This is a genomic window from Amycolatopsis sp. NPDC004368 (genome assembly GCF_053602515.1).
In genome coordinates, this window is sequence record NZ_JBSGDT010000014.1 from 72724 (window position 1) to 93363 (window position 20640).

24 protein-coding genes are annotated in these 20640 nt (G+C 71.7%); 12 read left to right on the forward strand and 12 right to left on the reverse strand.

What is annotated here, in order from left to right; translation table 11 throughout:
* Positions 1-23: 23 nt before the first annotated feature.
* Genes ACWEOE_RS20815 through ACWEOE_RS20830 form a run of 4 tightly spaced genes read left to right on the forward strand, consistent with a single transcriptional unit; the run spans position 24 to position 3002 of the window.
* A complete protein-coding gene (locus ACWEOE_RS20815) occupies positions 24-1358 on the forward strand; it encodes an RNA polymerase sigma factor (protein WP_452011474.1) in 1335 nt (444 codons plus the stop codon).
* Positions 1355-2161 carry an alpha/beta fold hydrolase gene (locus tag ACWEOE_RS20820; RefSeq protein ID WP_452011476.1) on the forward strand — a complete coding sequence of 269 codons (807 nt, stop codon included), beginning with the start codon at positions 1355-1357 and terminating at the stop codon, positions 2159-2161. The genes ACWEOE_RS20815 and ACWEOE_RS20820 overlap by 4 nt, the downstream gene beginning before the upstream one ends.
* Before the next feature lie 10 nt (positions 2162-2171).
* Entirely contained in the window at positions 2172-2492 is a 321-nt protein-coding gene (locus tag ACWEOE_RS20825; protein ID WP_452011478.1) for a YciI family protein, read from the forward strand.
* 21 nt (positions 2493-2513) lie between these two features.
* The gene (locus ACWEOE_RS20830) at positions 2514-3002 is read left to right on the forward strand and encodes a GyrI-like domain-containing protein (protein ID WP_452011481.1); all 489 of its coding nucleotides are present in this window, start codon (positions 2514-2516) and stop codon (positions 3000-3002) included.
* Positions 3003-3027: 25 nt separating this feature from the next.
* Here ACWEOE_RS20830 and ACWEOE_RS20835 read toward each other — a convergent pair whose 3' ends face one another.
* Complete coding sequence (locus ACWEOE_RS20835; protein WP_452011484.1) at positions 3028-3504, reverse strand: anthrone oxygenase family protein; 477 nt, start codon at positions 3502-3504, stop codon at positions 3028-3030.
* 60 nt (positions 3505-3564) lie between these two features.
* Positions 3565-4155 carry a ClpP family protease gene (locus ACWEOE_RS20840; RefSeq protein ID WP_452011711.1) on the reverse strand — a complete coding sequence of 197 codons (591 nt, stop codon included), beginning with the start codon at positions 4153-4155 and terminating at the stop codon, positions 3565-3567.
* Between the two features lie 178 nt (positions 4156-4333).
* Between ACWEOE_RS20840 and ACWEOE_RS20845 the strand changes: the two genes are divergently transcribed.
* From ACWEOE_RS20845 to ACWEOE_RS20855, 3 genes are read left to right on the forward strand one after another with little or no spacing between them, the layout of a single operon-like run.
* On the forward strand, positions 4334-4846 hold the full coding sequence (locus tag ACWEOE_RS20845) for a MarR family winged helix-turn-helix transcriptional regulator (RefSeq protein WP_452011486.1): 513 nt from the start codon (positions 4334-4336) through the stop codon (positions 4844-4846).
* 48 nt (positions 4847-4894) lie between these two features.
* Positions 4895-5719: a TIGR03621 family F420-dependent LLM class oxidoreductase gene (locus ACWEOE_RS20850; RefSeq protein WP_452011488.1), complete on the forward strand. Its 825-nt coding sequence runs from the start codon at positions 4895-4897 to the stop codon at positions 5717-5719.
* Between the two features lie 50 nt (positions 5720-5769).
* Positions 5770-6516, forward strand: coding sequence for a hypothetical protein (locus ACWEOE_RS20855; RefSeq protein ID WP_452011490.1), 747 nt, complete (start codon positions 5770-5772; stop codon positions 6514-6516).
* Between the two features lie 27 nt (positions 6517-6543).
* On the opposite strand, the gene ACWEOE_RS20860 is transcribed toward ACWEOE_RS20855, so the two are convergent.
* Both ACWEOE_RS20860 and ACWEOE_RS20865 read right to left on the reverse strand, forming a co-directional pair.
* Positions 6544-7968, reverse strand: a complete 1425-nt coding sequence (locus ACWEOE_RS20860) for a selenium-binding protein SBP56-related protein (protein WP_452011493.1) — start codon at positions 7966-7968, stop codon at positions 6544-6546.
* Between the two features lie 276 nt (positions 7969-8244).
* Positions 8245-9372, reverse strand: a complete 1128-nt coding sequence (locus ACWEOE_RS20865) for a response regulator receiver protein (protein ID WP_452011496.1) — start codon at positions 9370-9372, stop codon at positions 8245-8247.
* Positions 9373-9505: 133 nt separating this feature from the next.
* On the opposite strand from ACWEOE_RS20865, the gene ACWEOE_RS20870 reads away from it, so the two are divergent.
* The 3 genes from ACWEOE_RS20870 (at position 9506) to ACWEOE_RS20880 (ending at position 12359) form a co-directional block, all read left to right on the forward strand.
* Positions 9506-10795, forward strand: a complete 1290-nt coding sequence (locus tag ACWEOE_RS20870; protein WP_452011498.1) for a tyrosine-type recombinase/integrase — start codon at positions 9506-9508, stop codon at positions 10793-10795.
* Between the two features lie 47 nt (positions 10796-10842).
* Positions 10843-11646, forward strand: coding sequence for a pentapeptide repeat-containing protein (locus tag ACWEOE_RS20875; protein WP_452011499.1), 804 nt, complete (start codon positions 10843-10845; stop codon positions 11644-11646).
* A gap of 188 nt (positions 11647-11834) precedes the next feature.
* Positions 11835-12359 (forward strand): CGNR zinc finger domain-containing protein, encoded by a 525-nt coding sequence (locus ACWEOE_RS20880; protein WP_452011501.1) that lies wholly within the window; start codon positions 11835-11837, stop codon positions 12357-12359.
* A 21-nt stretch (positions 12360-12380) separates the two neighbouring features.
* On the opposite strand, the gene ACWEOE_RS20885 is transcribed toward ACWEOE_RS20880, so the two are convergent.
* Positions 12381-13283: a trypsin-like serine protease gene (locus ACWEOE_RS20885; protein WP_452011503.1), complete on the reverse strand. Its 903-nt coding sequence runs from the start codon at positions 13281-13283 to the stop codon at positions 12381-12383.
* 125 nt (positions 13284-13408) lie between these two features.
* Here ACWEOE_RS20885 and ACWEOE_RS20890 point away from each other — a divergent pair, with 125 nt between their 5' ends.
* On the forward strand, positions 13409-14227 hold the full coding sequence (locus tag ACWEOE_RS20890) for an SGNH/GDSL hydrolase family protein (protein WP_452011504.1): 819 nt from the start codon (positions 13409-13411) through the stop codon (positions 14225-14227).
* Here ACWEOE_RS20890 and ACWEOE_RS20895 read toward each other — a convergent pair.
* The 6 genes from ACWEOE_RS20895 to ACWEOE_RS20920 form a co-directional block, all read right to left on the reverse strand.
* Complete coding sequence (locus ACWEOE_RS20895) at positions 14180-14800, reverse strand: TetR/AcrR family transcriptional regulator (RefSeq protein WP_452011507.1); 621 nt, start codon at positions 14798-14800, stop codon at positions 14180-14182. The genes ACWEOE_RS20890 and ACWEOE_RS20895 overlap by 48 nt on opposite strands.
* A 19-nt stretch (positions 14801-14819) precedes the next feature.
* A complete protein-coding gene (locus ACWEOE_RS20900) occupies positions 14820-15254 on the reverse strand; it encodes an SRPBCC family protein (RefSeq protein ID WP_452011509.1) in 435 nt (144 codons plus the stop codon).
* Positions 15251-15568 carry an ArsR/SmtB family transcription factor gene (locus ACWEOE_RS20905; RefSeq protein ID WP_452011511.1) on the reverse strand — a complete coding sequence of 106 codons (318 nt, stop codon included), beginning with the start codon at positions 15566-15568 and terminating at the stop codon, positions 15251-15253. Before ACWEOE_RS20905 ends, ACWEOE_RS20900 begins: the two co-directional genes overlap by 4 nt.
* 4 nt (positions 15569-15572) lie before the next feature.
* Positions 15573-15959, reverse strand: coding sequence for a VOC family protein (locus ACWEOE_RS20910; protein ID WP_452011514.1), 387 nt, complete (start codon positions 15957-15959; stop codon positions 15573-15575).
* A 101-nt stretch (positions 15960-16060) separates the two neighbouring features.
* On the reverse strand, positions 16061-17206 hold the full coding sequence (locus tag ACWEOE_RS20915) for an RNA polymerase sigma factor (protein ID WP_452011713.1): 1146 nt from the start codon (positions 17204-17206) through the stop codon (positions 16061-16063).
* A gap of 8 nt (positions 17207-17214) precedes the next feature.
* A complete protein-coding gene (locus tag ACWEOE_RS20920) occupies positions 17215-17622 on the reverse strand; it encodes a YciI family protein (RefSeq protein ID WP_452011516.1) in 408 nt (135 codons plus the stop codon).
* Between the two features lie 223 nt (positions 17623-17845).
* Between ACWEOE_RS20920 and ACWEOE_RS20925 the strand changes: the two genes are divergently transcribed.
* On the forward strand, positions 17846-19189 hold the full coding sequence (locus ACWEOE_RS20925; RefSeq protein WP_452011518.1) for an MFS transporter: 1344 nt from the start codon (positions 17846-17848) through the stop codon (positions 19187-19189).
* Between the two features lie 75 nt (positions 19190-19264).
* Here ACWEOE_RS20925 and ACWEOE_RS20930 read toward each other — a convergent pair whose 3' ends face one another.
* The gene (locus ACWEOE_RS20930; protein ID WP_452011716.1) at positions 19265-20617 is read right to left on the reverse strand and encodes an SPFH domain-containing protein; all 1353 of its coding nucleotides are present in this window, start codon (positions 20615-20617) and stop codon (positions 19265-19267) included.
* Positions 20618-20640 lie beyond the last annotated feature (23 nt).

Sequence of the window (20640 nt, forward strand, 5' to 3'; positions counted from 1 at the left end):
ATCCGGACCCGGAGGGAGACCGGGTGGAGGAGCACGGGCACGACTCAGTGGTCGACGCGGAGGTCGAGGCCGCGGTCGCGCGGGCGTTCCGGGACGAGTGGTCGGCCGTGGTGGCCACCCTCATCCGGGCCACCGGCGACTGGGACCTCGCCGAGGAGTGTGCCCAGGACGCCTTCGCCCTGGCCGTGCGCACCTGGCCGCGCGACGGCGTGCCCACCCGGCCCGGAGCCTGGCTCACCACCACCGCCCGCCACCGAGCCGTCGACCGGATCCGCCGCGACGCCGTCGGCGCGGGCAAGCTCCGGGAGGCCGCGCGCATGATCGTCCCCGAAGAACCCGCCGGCGAAGACCCGACCGTGCCCGACGACCGGCTGCGCCTCATCTTCACCTGCTGCCACCCCGCCCTCGCCGTGGAAGCCCAGGTCGCGCTCGCCTTGCGGACACTGGCCGGCCTCAGCACCGCCGAGATCGCCCGCGCGTTCCTCGTGCCCGAGGCCACGATGTCGCAGCGGCTCGTGCGCGTGAAACGCAAGATCCGCACCGCCGGCATCCCCTACCGCGTGCCACCCGCGCACCTGCTGCCCGAACGCACCGCGGCCGTGCTCGGCGTGCTGTACCTGCTGTTCAACGAGGGCTACGCCGCCAGCGCCGGGCCCGATCTGCAACGCCCCGACCTCGCCGCCGAGGCGATCCGCCTCGCCCGCGTCCTCGCGCAGCTCATGCCCGACGAACCCGAGGTCACCGGGCTGCTCGCGCTCCTGCTGCTGCACCACGCCCGCCGCGGCACCCGCGTCGCGGCCGACGGCGAGCTGGTGCCCCTCGAAGAACAGGACCGAAGCCGCTGGGATCGAGCCGCCATCGCCGAAGGCACCGCGTTGCTGGAAGCCGCGTTGCGCCGGCGCAACCCCGGCCCGTACCAGGTGCAGGCCGCGATCGCCGCGTGCCACGCCACCGCCGCCCGCGCCGCCGACACCGACTGGGCGCAGATCACCGGGCTCTACCGCGAGCTGCGCCGCCACCTGCCCACCCCCGTCGTGGAGCTCAACCACGCCGTCGCCGCCGGAATGGCGTTCGGCCCCGGCACCGGGCTGGCGCTGGCCGATGAGCTCACCGCCCGCGGCACCCTCGCCGGCTACCACCTGCTGCCCGCGACCCGCGCCGACTTCCTGCGCCGCCTCGGCCGTGCCGACGAAGCCCGCACCGCCTACGGCGAAGCACTCGCCCTCGCGCCCACCGACTCCGAACGCGGCTACCTGAGGCGCAGGCTCGCCGGAATTCCCGCCGCCGGGGTGTCGGTCCCGGCGCCGCCCGTTCGTCGGCTGGACGAACCCACCCGTCCACCGGAAGGACCGCCATGATCACCCGAACCCTGCGCGTTCCCGGCGCCGAGCTGACCTACGACCTCGACGGCAGCGGCCCCGTGCTGCTGCTGGTGCCCGGCGGCCCCGCCGACGCCACCGCGTTCACCGCTCTGCGCCCGCACCTGACCAGCCGCTACACCGTGGTCACCTTCGACCCGCGCGGCCTCTCCCGCAGCCCGATCGCCGGCGAACCGGGCGAGGACGTCGTCGGCGAGCACGCCGACGACGTGCACCGCCTGCTCACCGAGCTCGGCGGCGGCCCCGCGCACGTGTTCGCCAACAGCGGCGGCGCGGTCACGATGCTGGAGCACACCCGGCGCCACCCCGGCCAGGTGGCGACCTTGGTCGCCCACGAGCCGCCGGTCAGCCGCTACCTGGGCGAGATGCTCGCCGACTTCCCCGACATCCCGGCCGTCTACCGCGAGCACGGCGTGGAAGCCGCGCTCGGCGCGTTCATGGCGGCCTCCGGCTTCGACGTGCCGCCTCCACCGGCCGACCCGACACCGGAAGAAATCGAGCAGGGCAAACGGATGCAAGCCAACTTCGCCTTCTTCTTCGGCCACCTCATGGCCGCGGTCGGCACCTGGGAGCCCGACCTCGACGCCCTGCGCGCCACCGACACACGGCTGATCGTGGCCGTCGGTGAAACCGCCGCCGGCACCCCCGCCCACACCGCCGGGCTCGGACTGGCCCGCGCCCTCGGGCGTGACGCCGTGCCGTTCCCCGGGGACCACGGCGGGTTCGCCGGCGAACCCGGCCCGTTCGCCGCCCGCCTGACCGAAGTCCTCACTCACGCCTAGGAGACCGCCCATGCGCTACCTGCTCATGATCGCCGGCGAAGAGCCCACCGAAGAACAGCGGACCGCCGGCTGCGGCGGCTGGTCCGACGACCTGCTCGCCCGCGGCATCTTCGTCAGCGGTGGCGGCCTGCACCCGCCCGCCACCGCCACCTCCGTCCGCGTGCGCGGCGACAACGTCCTGCTGACCGACGGCCCCTTCGCCGAAAGCAAGGAACAGATCGGCGGCTTCGTCATCATCGACTGCGCCGACCTCGACGAAGCCGTCGACATCGCCTCCCGCCACCCCGCCGCCACGTACGGCACCATCGAAGTCCGCCCCATGCTGGGCTGACCCGACCTCGAGGAGACCCCCATGCCGTCCCTGCTGGACCGCGAAGACCAGCCCTACGTCGGCTACCGCGCGACCGTCGGCCTCGCCGGCCTGCGCGAGGTCGCCCACCGCATCGCCGCCCTCGTCGGCGCCCTCGCCGAACGCGGGATCACCCCGGCCGACGCGCCGTTCTTCCGCTACCTCGTCATCGCCCCGGACATGACGAGCCTGACCGTGGAAGCCGGCGTGCCCGTCACCGAGCCGGTCGAGCTCGGCGACGACTACTTCACCGCCGTCGTGCCAGGCGGCAAGTACGTCAAGGCCACCCACCACGGCGCCCCCGACGGGCTCGTCGCCGCCACCGCCGAAGTCCTCGAGTGGGGCGCGGCGGAAGGCCTGCGCTGGGACCGCACCGAGGCCCCCGACGGCGACCACTGGACCGGCCGCCTGGAGGTCTACCGCACCGACCCGCGCGTGCAACCGGACGCGACGAAATGGGAGACCGACCTGTACTTCCGCCTGGCCGACTGACACTCGCCGGCCGGGGAGACCACCGTCAACCGGTTTCCCCGGCCAGCCACCCGACGAGCAGGCACCCGAACCCGCCCGTCGCGACGATCGCGCGCAGCAGGTTCCACCGCACCCAGCTCGTCTCGAACCGCGCCCGCAGCTCGGCCAGCGGTGCCGTGCCGCGGTCCAGCGCGTTGTTCATCGGGATGTTCTTCACCGCCGTGACCACGATCATCGCCAGCAGCAGCACGAACCCGGCGATCAGCCACGGCAGTGCCCCGCGCCCGCCCGCGACCAGGTCGAGCACCACCGCGGCCGCCGCCAGCAGCGGCGCCCCGAGGAAGGTGAGCAGGAACCAGCCGTTGACAATGGCCACGTTGATCTCCCGCATCGCCGTGACAAAGGTGTGGTCGTCCACCCGCGCCAGACCGGGCATCACCGACACCGCCCAGGAGTAGAAGAGCCCAGCGATCAGCCCCGCCGCCACGATCGCCACCACCAGCACCACTTCAGCTGCCATCATCCGCGCTCCCTTCCCCGGAACCGGACGATAGCGGACATCTCACCCCATGTCGGCGGAACTTCAGGAGGCCACCGTGGCTCCGACAACGTGATCAATGAAGCCGTACGCCAAGGCTTCCTCGGCGTCGAACCACCGGTCGCGGTCGGCGTCGGCGGTGATGCGGTCCACGGGCCGGCCCGTCTGGGCCGCGGTGAGCTCGGCGATGCGGCGCTTCATCTTCCCGAACACCTCCGCCTGGATCGCGATGTCGGTGGCCGCCCCGGAGATCCCCGCGGACGGCTGGTGCATCACGATCCGCGTGTTCGGCAGCAGGTACCGCTTACCCGGCGTGCCCGACGACAGCAGGAACTGCCCCATCGACGCCACGAACCCCAGCCCCCACGTGGCGACGTCGGGCTTCACCAGCTGCATCGTGTCGTAGATGGCCATGCCCGCCGTGACCGAACCGCCCGGCGAGTTGATGTAGAAGGTGATGTCCTTGTCGCTGTCGTCCGCAGCCAGCAGGAGCAGCTGGGCCGTGATCCGGTTGGCTACCTCGTCGGTCACCTCCGACCCCAGGAACACGATCCGGTCGCGCAGCAGCTGCTCGTACACCGACTCCTGGGGCACCTGCCCCGCGGCGTGCAGCTCGGGAACCGCCGTCAGCGTCATCGTCTTCTCCTTCATGCTGGGAATCCCTGCCGGCACCGAACGTAGGAGCACGGACCGACCCGTGGGGCCGCCGTTCGCTCACGGCGTGCGGCGTTCGCTCGCGGCGATCACCACCAGGTAGCTGCGCGAAGCAGCCACTTCCCGCCGAGACGTCGAGCGCCGCGGTTACGCTCTGCCCATGCAGAACACCGGTGACGACCGCGTCCCCACCCTGTTGCGCAGCCGGCCCACCTGGCTCGTTAATCAGCTCGCCACTCAGGTCTCCCGCCTGGTCGGCGACGCGTTCGACGCCGCCGGGTACCGCCGCTACCACTACGCCCTGCTGGCCGCGCTCGACGAGTTCGGCCCCGCGAGCCAGGCCGCGCTGGGCCGGCGCTGCCGCATCGACCGCAGCTACGTCGTCGAAGCCGTCGGGGAACTGCAGGCCGCCGGCTTCGTGCTGCGCGCGCCCGATCCGGCCGACCGGCGGCGCAACGTCGTGACCCTCACCGGCGAAGGCCGCACCCACCTCGCCGCGATGACGAAAACCCTCGACGAGGTGCAGGAGGAGCTCACCGCACCCCTGCCCGCCGCCGAACGCGAGCAGTTCACCCTCCAGCTCCAGCGGGTGCTGGACCATCTGCGTGAACCTCGCGGCGCCGGTCACGGCGCGAACATGCGTGATCTCGATCGAGGCATCGAACCTCGATAGCGTGATCGGGTCGGCTTCGTCGTCGGTCCGCATCCGGAGGATCCGCGTATGTCCACCCGCCCGTTTCGCTTCGGGGTCTCCCTGCTCCGCATCGGCACCCGTGAACAGTGGCGCGCCCGCGCCCGCGAGGTGCAGGACCGCGGCTACGAGGTGCTCCAGGTCCCCGACCACCTCGACCTGGCCGCACCGTTCCCGGCACTGGTCGCCGCCGCCGACGTCACCAGCATCGGCCTGGGCACCTACGGCCTCGACGCTGGCACATTCAGCCCCGCCCACTTCGCCCGCGACATCGCCGACGTGCAGCGACTCGCCTTCGACCGGCTCGAACTGGGCCTCGGCACCGGGTTCCGCCTCGTCGAGCCCGCGGCCGGCAGCCCACGGCCGGACTCCTACGGCGAGCGCCTCACCAAGCTGGAGAAGACCCTCACCGCCACGCGAGAACTCCTTGCCGCGCAAGCGGAAGTGCCGATGCCGCCGATCATGCTCTCCGGCGCCGACGACCGCATGCTGGCCCTCGCCGGCCGGGAAGCCGACATCGTCAGCTTCCCGTTCACAACCGCCCCGGAAGACGCCCTCGCCCAGCGGGTACAGGTACTGCGCGACGCCGCCGGCCACCGCTTCGGCGACATCGAGCTGAACCTGTTCGTGGCCGCGGTCGGCGACACCGTCGACGAGGTCGACCTCAGCGACCTCCGCCGGGCAACCGGCCTGCCCGACCGGAAGCTCGTGCAGCTGCCCGGCGTGCTCATCGGCTCGCCGCGCCGGCTCGCCGAACGGATCGAGCGGTACCGCGAAACCTTCGGGATCACCTACCTCAGCGTGCGCGAACCGCACCTCGCCGCCTTCGCCGAGGTCATCAAGTACCTCGACTGACACCGCGCGGCGCCTTGGCCGGGTTACCGCTTAAGCGGCAAGATCGCCCCGTGACCCCCGAGCTCGGCCCGACGACCCGCGTGATGCACGCGATGGAACAGCTGTGGGCCGAAATCCGCCGCCGGCACCCCGACGTGCCCGAAGCCATCCTCGTCCTGGCGTCCGGGACGATGGGCACCACCACCGAAATCCACGGCCACTTCGCCCGCTCGCGCTGGCACGTCGGCCCCGGCGTCGACCCGCGCGCCGAATTCTTCCTCGGCGCCGAAGGACTGCGCCGGCCCGCCCCCGAGATCCTGGCCACCACCCTCCACGAAGCCGCCCACGGCCTCGCCGCCACCCGCGACATCGTCGACGTCAGCGACGGCCGCTACCACAACAAACGCTTCGCCGCGCTCGCTCACGAACTCGGCGTCCGCGCCGAACAGGCCGACCGCATCGGCTGGTCCGCCACCACCGCTCTGCCCGCCACGATCGACGCGTACGGCCCCGAACTGCGCCTGCTCGAGAAAGCCCTCACGGTCTGGCGGCACACCGAACAGGAAGTCGCGGTCCGCGCCCAGGCCGCACCGCCGGGCCCCACCGACCCGGACCAGCCGGACGAAATCGACCCCGCGCCCGCGCCGATCGTCATCACCCCCGTCGACGGCCGCGGCGCCCACCGCGGCGGGCCGAACTACGTCGCCGCGATCTGCGGCTGCGACAAACCCCGCCGCATCCGAGCCGCCCGGTCGATCCTCGAACTCGGGCCGATCACCTGCAGCCTGTGCTACGCCCCGTTCACGGAAACCGGCTGATCACCCGGCGGGCTCGGCACCGTGGCGTCAACGGAAGCAGTAGGAGTCCGACGAGGCGTCGCCGCCGGACAACCGGACCTGGTGCGGCCGCAGCCCCCGGAAGTCGTCGCCGTGCAGGAAACACTTCCCGTCGACGCGCAGGCCCCCGCCGGCGTCCGGATCGGTCTCGAGCTTCGCCATCCACGCCCCGACGCCGTCGGGGTAGAACTGGTCGTCCCACGAGCCGTAGAGCGAGTTGGTCACGTAGATGCGGCGACCGTCGCGGCTCACCTCGACCATTTGCGGTCCGCCCGCCAACCGCAGCGACGGCGCGGCCGGATGCGGCACCCGGCCGGTGATCCCGCCCAGGCGCACCGAGCCGACCTCCCGAGGGTGGGCGGGGTCGCTGACGTCGAACTGCTTGAGCTCGCCGGTGCCCCAGCACGACACGTACAGGAACCGGTCGTCCACGCTCAAGCCGATGTCGGAGATCAACGGCGGCACGGCGCCGAACGGCCGCAGGGCCGGGGGCAGGTCCGCGGCGTCGGCGGGCTCGGCGCGCACGGTGATCACTTTGTCCGCGACCCAACTTCCGCCGTCGCGGTGCCAGCGCCACACCGACGCCGACAGGTCCTCTGTGGACACCACCACTCCGGCGAACCCCCACTCGGCCTCCGGATCGTGCGACGGGCGCAGCTCGAGCACCATCTGGTGCTGCTCGCCGAGGTCGACCCGCTGCTGGTGGCGGCCCGTGGCCAGGTCCCAGAAGTGCAGCGCGTGCCCGTACTTGTTGCCCAGCAGCAGTTCGGGATTGATCCCGTCCTCGATCATCGAAGGGGTGCCCCACTCGCTGCTGATCAGCGTGTTGCGGTTGAGGTGCCACCACGCGTCGTAGGCCAGGTACTGCGGGCCCCGGTCGGTCTCCCACGCGCCGAGCACGTCGAACGTGTCGTGGTCGAGCAGTGCGATGCCGCCCGGGCCACCCGAGCCCTCCCCGGTACCGAGGCACGACAGGTACACCCCGTCCGGCCCGCAGTGGGAGGTGTGCGGGCGGGAGTACCCGGCTTTCCCGGCCAGCTCAGCCGCGGTCACCGTCTTGTGCAGGACGGGCCGGCGCGGGTCGGGCTCGGTGTCGAACACGTGGATGTTCGAGGACCGCAGCCCGGGCAGCAGCAGGAACCGGCGGCGCAGCCCGTCGGGATCGTGCCCGGTGTGCGCGAACGCGCTGCTGCACGCGTTCCACCCGAAGTGGTGCAGCTCATCGCCGGTCGTCGGCAGCTCGGACCAGCCGACGACACTGCCGTAGGTGCCCGAATCGGGGTCCACGTCGATCGTCGCGAGGGCATCCGGTTTCTGTGCCGACCGGTCGAACGCCACCACGTACGCGAGTTGCTCCGGCGGGGCCGCGATCGCCTCGCCCGGGCTGCGGTAGAAGGTCGGATCCGGCTGTGTCCGCGCTGGCTGTCCGGTCATCACTCCTCCATCCCGGTTCCCCGCCGTCAATGTCCCGCGGACACTGTCGAGGTCGCAAGCGACAGGACGTGAGCCGGGCGCCTTGGCACGCAGGCGCGCCGACCCCGCAGAACGGCCGTCCCCGAGATCGCGAGCCCGGCCCACACCGGAAGCAACCCCGTGCTGCCCCAGGCAAAACGCTGCCACCGCGTCACCCTTCCCAGTGTCGCGGCCAGGCGGTTCACGACGTCCGCCCGACGCGGCGGCCGGTGCCAGGACCGGGTGAAAACTTCGTGATCAGGGCCGGGCGGAGCCACCGGGCAGGTCGAGCAGTTCCGCGAGCAGCCCGGCGCGCAGCTCGGAGGTTCCGGCGGGATCCGCGAGCGCGAGCCGGTGCACCCGCTCGAGCCGGGCGCGCAGGTTGTCGCGGTGCTCGGCTGCCCGGGTCAGCTCGGCGCGGGTTGCTTCCAGCCGACCGGCGAGTGCGGTCACTTCCCGCCGTTCGTCCTGGTGCTCGCGCACCGCGGCCCGCAGCCTCGCGGCCAGGTCGTCGGCCTGGCCACGCGCCGCGGTGAGGTCCGCCGAGGACGCGGCGAGCTGCGCGCTCAGGGCTTCGCGGAGTTCACCGGCACGGGTGAGCTCCGCGGCGGCCGCCGACCGGGCGTGGGTGAGTTCGGCGGTGAGGGTGTCGCGGGTTTCCTCGGCCTGTGCACGGGCCTGGGAGAGGTTCTCCAGGGCGGCATCGCGTTCGGTGGTGCGCACAGCGAGCTGCTCGGAGACCCGAGCGAGTTCAGTGGCCAGGGCGTCGGCGCGGGCGCGTTCGGTGCGGGTGTCAGTCGCGGCTTCGGCGGCGCGCTCGAGGGCGGCGGTGGCGGAAGCCTCGGCGCGGGCCTGGTCGAGCTCGGCGGCCTTGCGGGCTTTCACCGCGACCGCGGCAGCGTCCTTCGCCGCCTCGGCGAGCTCGACCTGGTCTTGAGCGTGCGCTTCGGCGGCCGACACCCGAGCTGAAGCTTCCTCGGCGCGCGTATCCGCGGCCTGGCGCAGGCCCTCGGCCTCCAGAGCCCGGGATTCGGCGGCTTCGGCGCGGGCCACGGCGGCGGTCACCTCGTCCTGCGCCCGGGCGGCGACGGTGTCGAGCGCGTTGCGCAGCGTCTGCAACGGCCCGCCCAGTTCGGTGGCGGCGCGGACGAACTCCGCCGCCGCGTCGGCGAGACCGGCGTGCGGCGCCGAGTCACCCAGCGCTTCCCGCAGGGCCTGGTCCGCGGCGGCGAGCTGCTTGCACGTGCGATCTCCGGGCCAGCGGCGATCCGGGCAGAACTCGAACGGCCGGCCCCCACGCGGACCCGGCGGCGGCAACGGCGCCCGGCACTGCCGGAACCCGCACAGCGCGACGGTCCGGTCCTCGATCACAGCTCCCTCAATCACGTTAGAACTCTATCCGATTGGTTATGTAACCCATAACCAGGGTTATAAATACTTAACCACTAACCCAGGTCGGCTACAGAACAGAGCTTTTGTTGCTAAGCTCTCGCCGGAGTTGATCGATTGACGGAGAGTGATGAAACCAGTAGCAGCGAGTGAAAACGCGGGCCTCGAACCGGCCCCGAAAACTGGGTACCCCCACCCCGCCGGAGAAACGGACGTCTGGCCCGGCGTCCACGACCCCGCCGCGCTGCTCGACGCGATCGCGGACTGGCTCGCCGGCTACGGCAACCAAGCCACCCGCCGTACCTACGCCGAAGGACTCGGCCTGCCCGTCACCGCCGCGGACCTCACCGAGTGGGCCACCCCCGGACTGCACACCCCGCACCCCGACACGTGGCGAACGGCCGTCCTCCGCTACGCCGAAGCCCTGCACCTCACACCGAGCCCTGCTGACAATCACGGCCCCGCCCGGAAACCCGGCACCGCTCCCCCGCCCGCACCCCGCGGCCGGCTGCGCACCCACCACTGGTTCCGCTGGTGCGTCACCCGCGGCCTCGACCCGGTGGCCGCCACCTCCACCGACGTCAAAAGCTGGCTCGACACCCTCACGACGGCCGACGCAGCCCCTGCGACCCGCGACCGCATGCTCGCCACGGTCAAAGCCCTCTACGGCTACCTCGCCGACACCGGCCTCGTCACCGGCAACCCCGCCGCCCTGAACCGCCGCCGGCTCGGGCTCGCGACGGCCGCGAGCAGCACCTCGGGCACCGTCACGCTCACCACGCGCCAGGTCCGAGCCCTCTACACCGCGGCCGCCACCCCGCGCCGCGGCGCGAGCCCGTTGGACACGGCACGGGCGGTGGCCGTGGTCGCGTTGTTCACCCTCGGGCTGCGCGTGAGCGAGCTGTGCGGCCTCGACCGCACCGACCTGCACGTCACCCGCGGCCGGCGGGCGCTGCGCGTGCTCGGCAAGGGTGGCAAGACGCGGGTGGTCTACCTCAGCGTCCCGGCGGAAAACGCACTGATGAGCTACCTCTCGGCGCGCGACGCCGCGGCCGCGTCGGGCCAGACCACCGTCGAACGCCGCACCCAGCCCCGGCACGCCCCGCCATCACCGCTGCTGCAGACCCGCACCGGCAACCGCTACCAACGTCAGGCGATCTGGCAGCTGCTGCGCCGCATCACCGCCACCGGCGGCCCCGAGCTGGAACCCCTCACCGGCGCCCTGCACCCCCACGCCCTGCGTCACTTCTACGTCACCACCGCCGTCGAAGCGGGCGCCCAGCTCGTCCACGTGCAGGCCGACGTCGGCCACAGCAGCATCGACACCACCCAGCAGACCTACGACCACGCCGCCCGCGCGCCCGAACGCAGCGCCGTCGACCTCGTCGCGAGCAGCTGGTTCCCCGACGACCCGCAGTGACCCGCGCCGATACGCTGGCAGGAACCCCCACCCGGCCAGGAGAACACTTGCCCCACCACGATCCCCTCACCGCCGACTGCGGCAGCTGCTTCGGCCTCTGCTGCGTCGCCCTCGCGTTCACGAAATCCACGGACTTCGCGCTCGACAAGGCGGTGGGCGACCCGTGCCCGAACCTCGAGCCCGCGTTCGGCTGCGGTATCCACGACCGTCTGCGGGACAAGGGGTTCCAGGGCTGCACCTTCTACGACTGCTTCGGTGCCGGGCAGAAGGTTTCGCAGATCACGTTCGCCGGCCGCGACTGGCGCAGCGAACCGGGCGGCGCCCAGCAGATGTTCGCCGCGCTGCCGGTGATGCGCCAGCTGCACGAACTGCTCTGGTACCTCACCGAAGCCCGCGCTCTCGAGACCACCCGTGAGCTGCACGCCGACCTCGACACCGCCCTCTCCGACACCGAGGAGCTCACCCGGACCGACCCGGACACCCTGCTCGCCCTCGACGTCGCCGAGCAGCGCGCTCGCGTGGACGTGCTGCTGCAAGCCACGAGCCGGCTCGTGCGCGCGGGGGCGCGGGGCCGCAAGAAGGACCGCCGGGGCGCGGACCTCATGGGCGCGAAGCTCTCCGGCGCCGATCTGCGGGGAGTGAACCTGCGCGGCGCCTACCTCATCGCCGCGGACCTGCGCCGCGCCGATCTTCGCCAGGCCGACGTGATCGGAGCCGACCTGCGCGACGCCGACGTGCGAGGTGCGGACCTCAGCGCGAGCCTGTTCTTGACCCAAGCGCAGGTCAACGCCGCGCGCGGCGACGCCACGACGAGGCTCGCCGACCGGCTCAGCCGGCCCGCCCACTGGTGACCGGGCGCGTCGACCCGACCACCACGCCACCGAGGCGCGCGACCCAACTGCCGCACAGGCAGCGCACGTAGTCGGCACGGCTGCCGGGCGAGGCGGCCACGACGGCGGACGGGGGCAGTTCGGCCAGTGGCCAGCCACAACGAGGGCAACGGTTCTCTTCCATGCCCCGATCGTGCTGTAATGAGTCAGTGCACTTCAACCCTTACGGCGGATCGGGCGCTCAGGTCGCCGCGGCGCTGGCCACGCTGGTGCGGCAGGAGCGTCCCTCGGCCGACGAGGTGCTCGGCACCTGCCGGGCCCAGGGCATGACGCTGACCCGCCTCACCGACGCCGAAGGCGCCCGCATCCTCGGCTGGGGCCGGCGGCTGCGCGAAGTCTTCTCCGCTGACGCCGCAGACCGCGTGGACCTGGTCAACCGGCTGCTGCTCACCGCCGCGGTCCGGCCGCACATTTCCAGCCACGACGGCAAAGCCCCGCACCTGCACTACGCGAGCGAAGACGCCGGCGCGGTCGAACGCGTGCAGGCGTACTCCGCCGGCGGGCTCGCCCACCTCGTGTGCGAAGCGCCCGAACGGTTCGGCCTCTGCGCCCGCGAAGGCTGCGGGATCGCGTTCGTGGACACTTCCCGCAACGGGCGCCGCCGCTTCTGCTCTACGCGCTGCGGCACGCGGGTCAACGTCGCCGACCACCGGGCCCGCCGGCTCAGCGTCTGAGACGACACTCCGGCCGAGGAGTCAGGCCATCTGCTCGTGGATCCAGTCGAGGATCGTGTCGACCCGGGCTGTGGTCTCGAAACCGGGCTGGGGACAGTCCGGGCCGTTGTCCTCCACGGCCACGAGCTCGCCCTCCTGATCGCCTTCCGGAACGAAGAACGGCGAACCCGAGTCGTCGTGGCACGGGCTGTTCTCGACCGTGCGTGCCTGCAGCGGGCCCATGTCCAGCTCGGTGCGGCGGATCTCGTGGACCTCGAAATGTCCGCTCTTCATGTGATCGGCGGGCTTGACGACGGTGGGCGAAAGCGAGCCCCAGCCCACGAAATCGACCTTCTCGCCGATCTTCGGCGGTCCCGTGGGCAGCCGCAAGGGCGAGATGTCGGTGATCGGTTCGCTGAGCTTGACCAGCGCGAGGTCGTTCACCGGCGACTGGCGCACGTCCACGGCCTGCACGACGTGCCCGCGCGGATCCCCGTCGTTGACCTTCCCCACGGCCACCGCCATGTGGTACTTCGGCGTGCCGCCGACCCGGGTGCCGGCGAGGTCGTGGAAGCAGTGCCCCGCCGTGATGATCCAGTCCGGCGCGATCAGGGAACCGCTGCAGCCGCCCCCGCGGACCCCACCGCCTTCGACGGGGATGTCCTTCGACGTGAGCTTCGCGTTGAACGGCATCACACTCGGCGGCAACGCCGGCGCAGTGCCGCTCGACGCGGGCGCGGGCTCGGGCTCGTCAGCGGGCGACGCGCCCGAGCCGGAGGCACCGGCGCGCGTGTGCGCGACATCCGCCGTGTCGGCGTGCCCCGCGGCGGAAGCCGGCGCACCCTTCTGGACCGTGACGTAGCCGCCCGCGAGGCCTGCACCGGCGACGATGGCGAGTGCCAGCGCGCCGTGCCGGGTTCGGCGGTGACCGGATCGTGACTTCACATTGAGGCCAACGCTCAAGAAGGCCGAGAAGTTCAACCATTCGTGGAGAAATCTCAGCGAATCTCGTCACTCTGTGACACGAGCGGTGATCAAGGGACGATTCGGGCTGCACTACTGTCCCCGTTATGACCAACCGCTTGGTATCCCTGGGCGACTCTTTCACCGAAGGTGTCGGCGACGACGATCCCGCGGCGCCGAACGGCGTGCGCGGCTGGGCCGACCGCGTCGCCGAGGTGCTCGCCGCCCGGGAGCCGGACTTCCGCTACGCCAACCTCGCCATCCGCGGCAGGCTCCTGCCCCAGGTGCTGGCCGAGCAGATCGAGCCGGCGCTGGCGATGGAACCGGACCTGGTCACGCTGTATGCGGGCGGCAACGACCTGATGCGGCCCAAGGTCGACATCGACGCCCTCACCGACTCGTACGAGCTCGCCGTCGCCCGCCTGCGTGGCACCGGCGCCCGGGTCGTGCTGTTCACCGGCGTCGACGGCGTCGAGGACGCGCTGTTCCGGCAGATGCGCGGGCGCGTGGCGATCTACAACGAGAACGTGCGCGGCATCGCGGCCCGCCACGGCACGCTGCTCGTGGACATGTGGTCGATGCGGCAGCTGCGCGACCGGCGGCTCTGGGCGCCGGACCGGCTGCACCTGAACTCCCGCGGCCACCTGGAGATCGCGATCGCGGTGCTCGACGTGCTCGGTGTGCCGCACGAGCTCACGCCGGCCGAGCTGGGACCGCGCCCCCGGCCGTCGGCCCGGCAGCGCCGGGAGGAGAACCTGCGCTGGAGCCGCGAGCACGCGTGGCCGTGGGTGCAGCGCAGGCTGCGTGGCGAGTCGTCCGGCGACACGATGAACCCGAAACGGCCGACACTGGAAGCGTTCGGACCGAGCCCGCTCGACTCAGGCAGTGTCGGATCGAACACCGGCGCTCGGAGCGTGCGCCGCTGAGGGGGCCGGGCGCAGGCCGTCGAAGAGGATCGCGACCACGCGGTCGCGCAGGGCGCGGTCGGCGCCGATGTGCTCGGCCGCCTTGGCCGTGCCGATGATCACCGGGATCAGCTCGGCCACGGTGAGGTCGGCGCGCACGGCGGTGGCGTCCTGCGCGCGGCGCAGCAGCACCCCGAGCGCCTCCAGCAGCCGGGTCGCGATGACCGAGCCCGCCTTGGGCAGGTTGACGCCGGCGGCGCTGAGGGCTTCGAAGTAGGCGTTCTTGGCGCTGGACACCTCGATCCAGCTGGTCAGGAACGTGAAGAACGCGGCGCCGGCGTCGGGTGAGTCCTGGGCGACGACGGCTTCGGCCTCGTCGACGAAGCGGTGCAGCCGCTCGTAGAGCACGGCTTCGAGCAGCGCTTCCTTCGTCGGGAAGTGCCGGAACACTGTGCCGACACCCACCCCCGCCGCACGGGCCACGTCTTCGGTCGGCGCGCCGGTGCCCCGGGAGGCGAACACCGTCTCCGCGGCTTCGAGCACCTTCGCCCGGTTGCGCCGGGCGTCGGCGCGCAGCGGTTTGGACTCCGTCACGGCCTGATCGTAGCCGGGTTCAGCCGGGCAGCGCGCTGAGCACGCGTTCCAGTGCCCGCGGCACGTGCGAGCGCCAGCCGCCGCCCATGATCCGGCGCGACACCCGCTCGATCTCGTCGTCCAGGTCGAAGCCCTCGTGGCTGAGGAACAGCCGGGTGCCCGTGCCCTCCGGCACCAGCCGCCACGTGACCGTCCACTTCGGACCCCACTTGATGCTCAGCTCGCGTTCGGGGTCGGCCACGAGCACCTCGCACTGCACGGGCCCGCCGGCGAACCCGGCTGCCGGCACGGGCTGGGTGAGCAGCTCGAACCGGTGTCCCACCACGGGTTTGATGTCGTTGGGCATCGTGAGCCACCGTTCGAGCAGTTCGGGTTCGGTGAGTGCGCGCCACACCTTGCGCGCGGGGTGCGGCAGGAACTGGTCCACGTGCACGGCGGTCGGGTCTTCGGTCACAGGTCTTCCTCGTCGAGCAGGTCCCGCAGGGCGGTGAGTCTGGTGCGCCAGAACTGTTCGAACGGGCTCAGCCACGTCGTCACTTTCTCCAGCGGCGCGGCTTCGAGCGTGTAGACGCGGTTGCGCCCGGCGCGCTGCTCGGTAACGAGCCCGGCTTCCCGCAGCACCCGCAGGTGTTCCGACAGGCTGGGCCGGCGCATCTCGAAGCGCTGCGCGAGGTCCCCGGCCGCCATCGGGCCGTCCAGCAGCAGGCGCAGCACCTCGCGCCGCGTGGGATTGGCGAGCGCGGCGAACACGTCGTCGTTGACGGGCACGCGCTCAGCCCGGCCGGTTGCCGAACGCCGAGGGCTCCAGCAAACCGACGCCGTTGCCGTCGAGGTCCTTGAACGAGGTCGCCCGCCCCCACGGCATCGCCTGCGGCGCGGGCACGTCGACGCCGTGCTCGCGCAACGCGGCGACGTCGGCGTCGAGGTCGGTGGTGTCGAGCTGGAAGTGCAGCGGCCCGGTGAGCGTGACACCGGAGATCTCGTAGTCGACCAGCACCAGACCGGTCTGTGCGCCCTTCGGCGCCACCATCACGAACCGGCCGGCAGGCCCGTTGCGGTCGACGACGACCTCGAACCCGAGCTTCTCGACGTAGAAGTCACGGGATTTCTCCTGGTCGGCCACGGGCACGGTGACGAACTGGATGCGGGAGACGGTCATGCCGCGAACAATAGGTAGGATGTTTCCTACGTGTCAAGCCTGAACCTCGCCGTGGTCAGGCACTTCCTCGTCGAGACGGGCAGGCCCGAACGACACCGCGGTCAGCCGCGCAGCTGGGCGTTGAGCCGGGCGGCCTGGCGGGTGAGGTGGTCGCGTTCGGGCAGGTTCGGGGCGGCCCGCGCCGCTTCGGCGTAGAGGCGGGCCGCGGTGGTGGGGTCGCCGTTGCGTTCGTGCAGGTAGGCCGAGGCCGCAGTGTGGCGCGGCAGGGTGGGGTCGAGTTCGGCCAGCGCGGCGAGGCCGGCGCGGGGGCCGTCGGCCTCCCCGACGGCGACGGCCCGGTTGAGCCGCGCCACGGGGCTGTCGGTGAGGCGGACGAGCTCGTCGTACCACTCGACGATCTGCACCCAGTCGGTCTCCTCGGCGGCCGGGGCGTCGGCGTGCAGGGCGGCGATGGCGGCCTGGGCCTGGAACTCGCCGAGGCGGTCGCGGGCGAGCGCGGCCTGGAGGATGTCGACGCCCTCGGCGATCAAGCGGGTGTCCCACCGGCCGCGGTCCTGTTCGGAGAGCGGCACGAGCCGGCCGTCGGGGCCGGTCCGCGCGGCGCGGCGGGCGTGGTGCAGCAGCATGAGGGCGAGCAGGCCGGCGACCTCCTCGTGGTCGATCCGGGTGGCCAGCTGCCGGGTGAGGCGGATGGCCTCGGCGGACAGGTCGACGTCGCCCGAGTAGCCCTCGTTGAAGACCAGGTACAGCACGCGCAGCACCGTGGCCACGTCGCCGGGCGCATTGAGCCGCACGCTCGACACGGTCTTCTTCGCGCGGCTGATGCGCTGCGCCATCGTCGCCTCGGGCACGAGGTAGGCCTGGGCGATCTGCCGCGTGGTCAGGCCACCGACCGCGCGCAGGGTGAGCGCGACGGCCGAGGCCGGGGTGAGCGACGGGTGCGTGCACAGGAAGTACAGCTGCAGCGTGTCGTCGGCGACCTCGGTCTGGCCGGGTTCGGGTTCCTCATCGGCCCGCAGCTCGCGGGCGCGCCGGGAGGTGTCGGCGCGCACGGAGTCGAGGAACTTGCGCCACGCGACCGTGACCAGCCAGCCCTTCGGGTCGCGCGGCGGATCGTCCGGCCACACCCGCACGGCCTCGACCAATGCTTCCTGCACGGCGTCCTCGGCCGCCGCGAAATCCGCTCCGCGACGGCCGAGGATCCCGATCACGCTGGGCGTGAGCGTGCGCAGCAGTGCTTCGTCCACTGCCGCCGTCACTCGGTGATCGTGGGGGGCTCGCCGTAGAAGGGGCGCACCTCGAGCCACTCGTGGATCGGCTTGCCCCCCGCGCCGGGGGCCGCCGACAGCTCGCCGGCCAGCTCGATCGCCCGCTCGGGACCCTCGACGTCGATGACCATCCAGCCGGCGATGAGGTCCTTGGTCTCCGCGAACGGACCGTCGGTCACCGGCGGGCGCCCCTCGCCGTCGTAACGGACGAACATGCCGTCCTGGGAGAGTGCCTGGCCGTCGACGTACTCACCGGTGCTTTCGAGCTTCGCGGCGAAGTCGCGCATGTACTGCATGTGGGCGGTGACCTCGTCGGGCGTCCACTGGTCCATCGGCACGTCGTTCACGGCCGCCGGAGCGCCGCGGTAGTGCTTGAGCAACAGGTACTTGGCCATCGTGGTTCTCCTTGGTGTGGTCCGGCTCATTCTGACCGGATTCGCCACGGGGACGCGGGCGGCTCGCGGTTCTCGACATCCCGGCCGGGATTTTTTTCCGGGGAACTTCGGGGAATCTCGACCCCCAGAGACGGCAGGACGAAAGACGCAGCCCGGATGACCGGTCAGGAATCGCCAAACCAGCCCGCGAGTATCACACTATCGAGTGACGAGAGGTGCATCCATGGTTCTAGGCGACAACGAAGTCAGCCAGTCGGTCCAAGCGTCCTCGGGAGATCGTCGGGTTCAGGTGCGGCGGGCGGCGCTCGCCGGGTCGATCGGCACGACGATCGAGTGGTACGACTTCTTCCTCTACAACACTGCAGCGGCACTGGTTTTCCCGCACTTGTTCTTCCCTGCCTCGACCGGTTACGCGGGCGCGATGCAGTCGTTCGCCACCTACGCGGTCGGGTTCGCCGCGCGGCCGATCGGTGCCGCGATCTTCGGGCACTGGGGCGATCGGCTCGGTCGCAAGGCGACGCTGATCGTGACGCTGCTGCTGATGGGCTTGTCCTCGGCGGTGGTGGGTGTGCTTCCGGGCACGGACTCGATCGGGTTCGCGGCACCGTTGATCCTGGTGCTGCTGCGGCTGGTGCAGGGCATCGCGATCGGGGGTGAGTGGAGCGGGTCGGTGCTGCTCGCGATGGAGTGGGGCGACCAGCGCAAACGCGGGCTGCTCGCGAGCTTCGCGCAGGTGGGCGTGCCGGTCGGGCTGGTGCTCGGCACCGGTGGCATGACGCTGCTGTCGGCGACGCTGTCACAGGAGCAGTTCGACTCGTGGGGCTGGCGGATACCGTTCCTGCTGAGCCTGGTGCTCGTGGTCATCGGTTTGGTGATCCGGCTGCGGATCCTCGAGACGCCGATGTTCGCGGCGGTAGTGGCGAACAAGAAGACGTCGAAGGCACCAGTGAAGGACGCGGTACGCCACCACTGGCGGGAGATCCTGCTCTCGGCGGGGCTGCGGTTCAGCGAGCAGATGCCGTTCTACCTGTTCACCAGCTACGTGCTCGTGTACGTGGTGGAGCGCCCGGAGTTCAGCAAGACGTTCATCCTCAACGCGGTGCTCGTCGGCGCGCTGGCGGAGCTGGCGCTGATCCCGCTGTTCTCCCGGTTCTCCGACAGTTTCGGCCGGAAACGCGTGTACCTCACCGGTGCCGTGCTCACGGCGGTGATCGCGTTCCCGTACTTCACGATCCTCAGCCACGGCGGGCACGCGCTGATCTTCGTCGCCGTGATCGTGTCACTGGTCGCGCACGCGATGCAGTACGGGCCGCAGGCCGCGCTCATCGGCGAGAGCTTCCCGACGCACCTGCGCTACGGCGGCGCCGGCCTGGGTTACCAGCTGGCGTCGGTGTTCGCGGGCGGGCCCGCGCCGCTGCTGGCGACCTGGCTGCTGCACCTCACGGGCACGCCGTACTCGGTGTCGATCTACATCGTGTTGTCCGCGGTGGTCACGGTCCTGTGCGTGATCGCGCTGCCGGACCGCTCGAAGGCGAACATCGACGACGCGAGCGTGTACGCGCGCTGACCCGACCCCGCCCGAGAAGAAAGGGGGCGTGCCCACTGGAATTCCGGTGGGCACGCCCCCTTTGCCTTGCGGTGGTCAGCGGCGCTGCTGCGGCGGCCCGCCCTGGGGTCCGCCGAACGGGCCCTGCTGCGGGAAGGGCCCGCTGCCCGGACCCTGCTGGCCGCCACCGAACTGCTGCGGCGGCGGCCCCTGGTACGGGCCACCCGGCGGGGTGGCCGGGGGCTGCGGCTGCGGCAGGTTCTGCTGCTGCACACCCGGCGGCGGGGTGCTGGGCTGCGGCCGCTCGGGCGCCGGCGGTGCTGCCGGCGGCGCGGGCGGCTCTTCCTCCTCGGCGGCCTCGGCCTGCGGTGCCGGCGTGGCTCCGCCGAGGGCGCGCCGCGGCGGGGTGGCGCCGAGCGGGCTCGGGACCTCCTTGCGGGCCACGGCTTCCGCGGCGGCGACAGCCTCGGCGACCTTCGGGTCACTCGAGGTGTCGAACCAGCCGGCGACCTCGTCGTCTTCGAGGTCGGGACGCTCGGGGGTGTCGTCCTTCGGCGGTTCGTAGCGGAACACGCCGTCGTCGCCGGGGGCGCCGAGCGCGCGGGCGAAGCCTTCGAGGGCCTTGCCGTAGTCGCTCGGGATCATCCAGACCTTGTTCGCGTCGCCCTGCGCCATCTGCGGCAGGGTCTGCAGGTACTGGTAGGCGAGCACCTCGGGCGTCGGGCGGCCGGCCTTGATGGCGGCGAACACCTTCTCGATGGCCTTCGCCTGGCCCTGCGCCTGCAGGTAGCGGGCGGCTCGTTCACCCTGCGCACGCAGGATGCGCGACTGCCGCTCGGCCTCGGCCGCGAGGATCGCCGCCTGCTTCTGGCCTTCCGCGGAGAGGATCTGGCTCTGCTTCTGACCTTCGGCGGTCTTGATCGACGACTCCCGCTGGCCTTCCGCGGTGAGGATCATCGCGCGCTTCTCACGGTCGGCGCGCATCTGCTTCTCCATCGAGTCCTGAATGGAGGGCGGCGGGTCGATCGCCTTGAGCTCCACGCGCGCGACGCGGATGCCCCAGCGGCCGGTGGCCTCGTCGAGCACACCGCGCAGCTGGCTGTTGATCGCGTCGCGCGAGGTCAGCGTCTGCTCGAGGCTCATGCCACCGACGACGTTGCGAAGCGTGGTGGTGGTGAGCTGCTCGACACCGATGATGTAGTTGGAGATCTCGTAGACCGCGGCGCGCGAGTCGGTGACCTGGAAGTACACGACGGTGTCGATGTTCACCGTGAGGTTGTCCTCGGTGATCACCGGCTGCGGCGGGAACGACACGACCTGCTCGCGCAGGTCGATGCGGGCGCGGACCTTGTCCAGGAACGGCACCAGGAACGTGAGGCCGGGCGAGGCGACCGTGCGGAACCGGCCGAGTCGCTCGATCACCGCCGACTGGGCCTGCGGCACCACCATGATCGCCTTGACCACCGTGATGA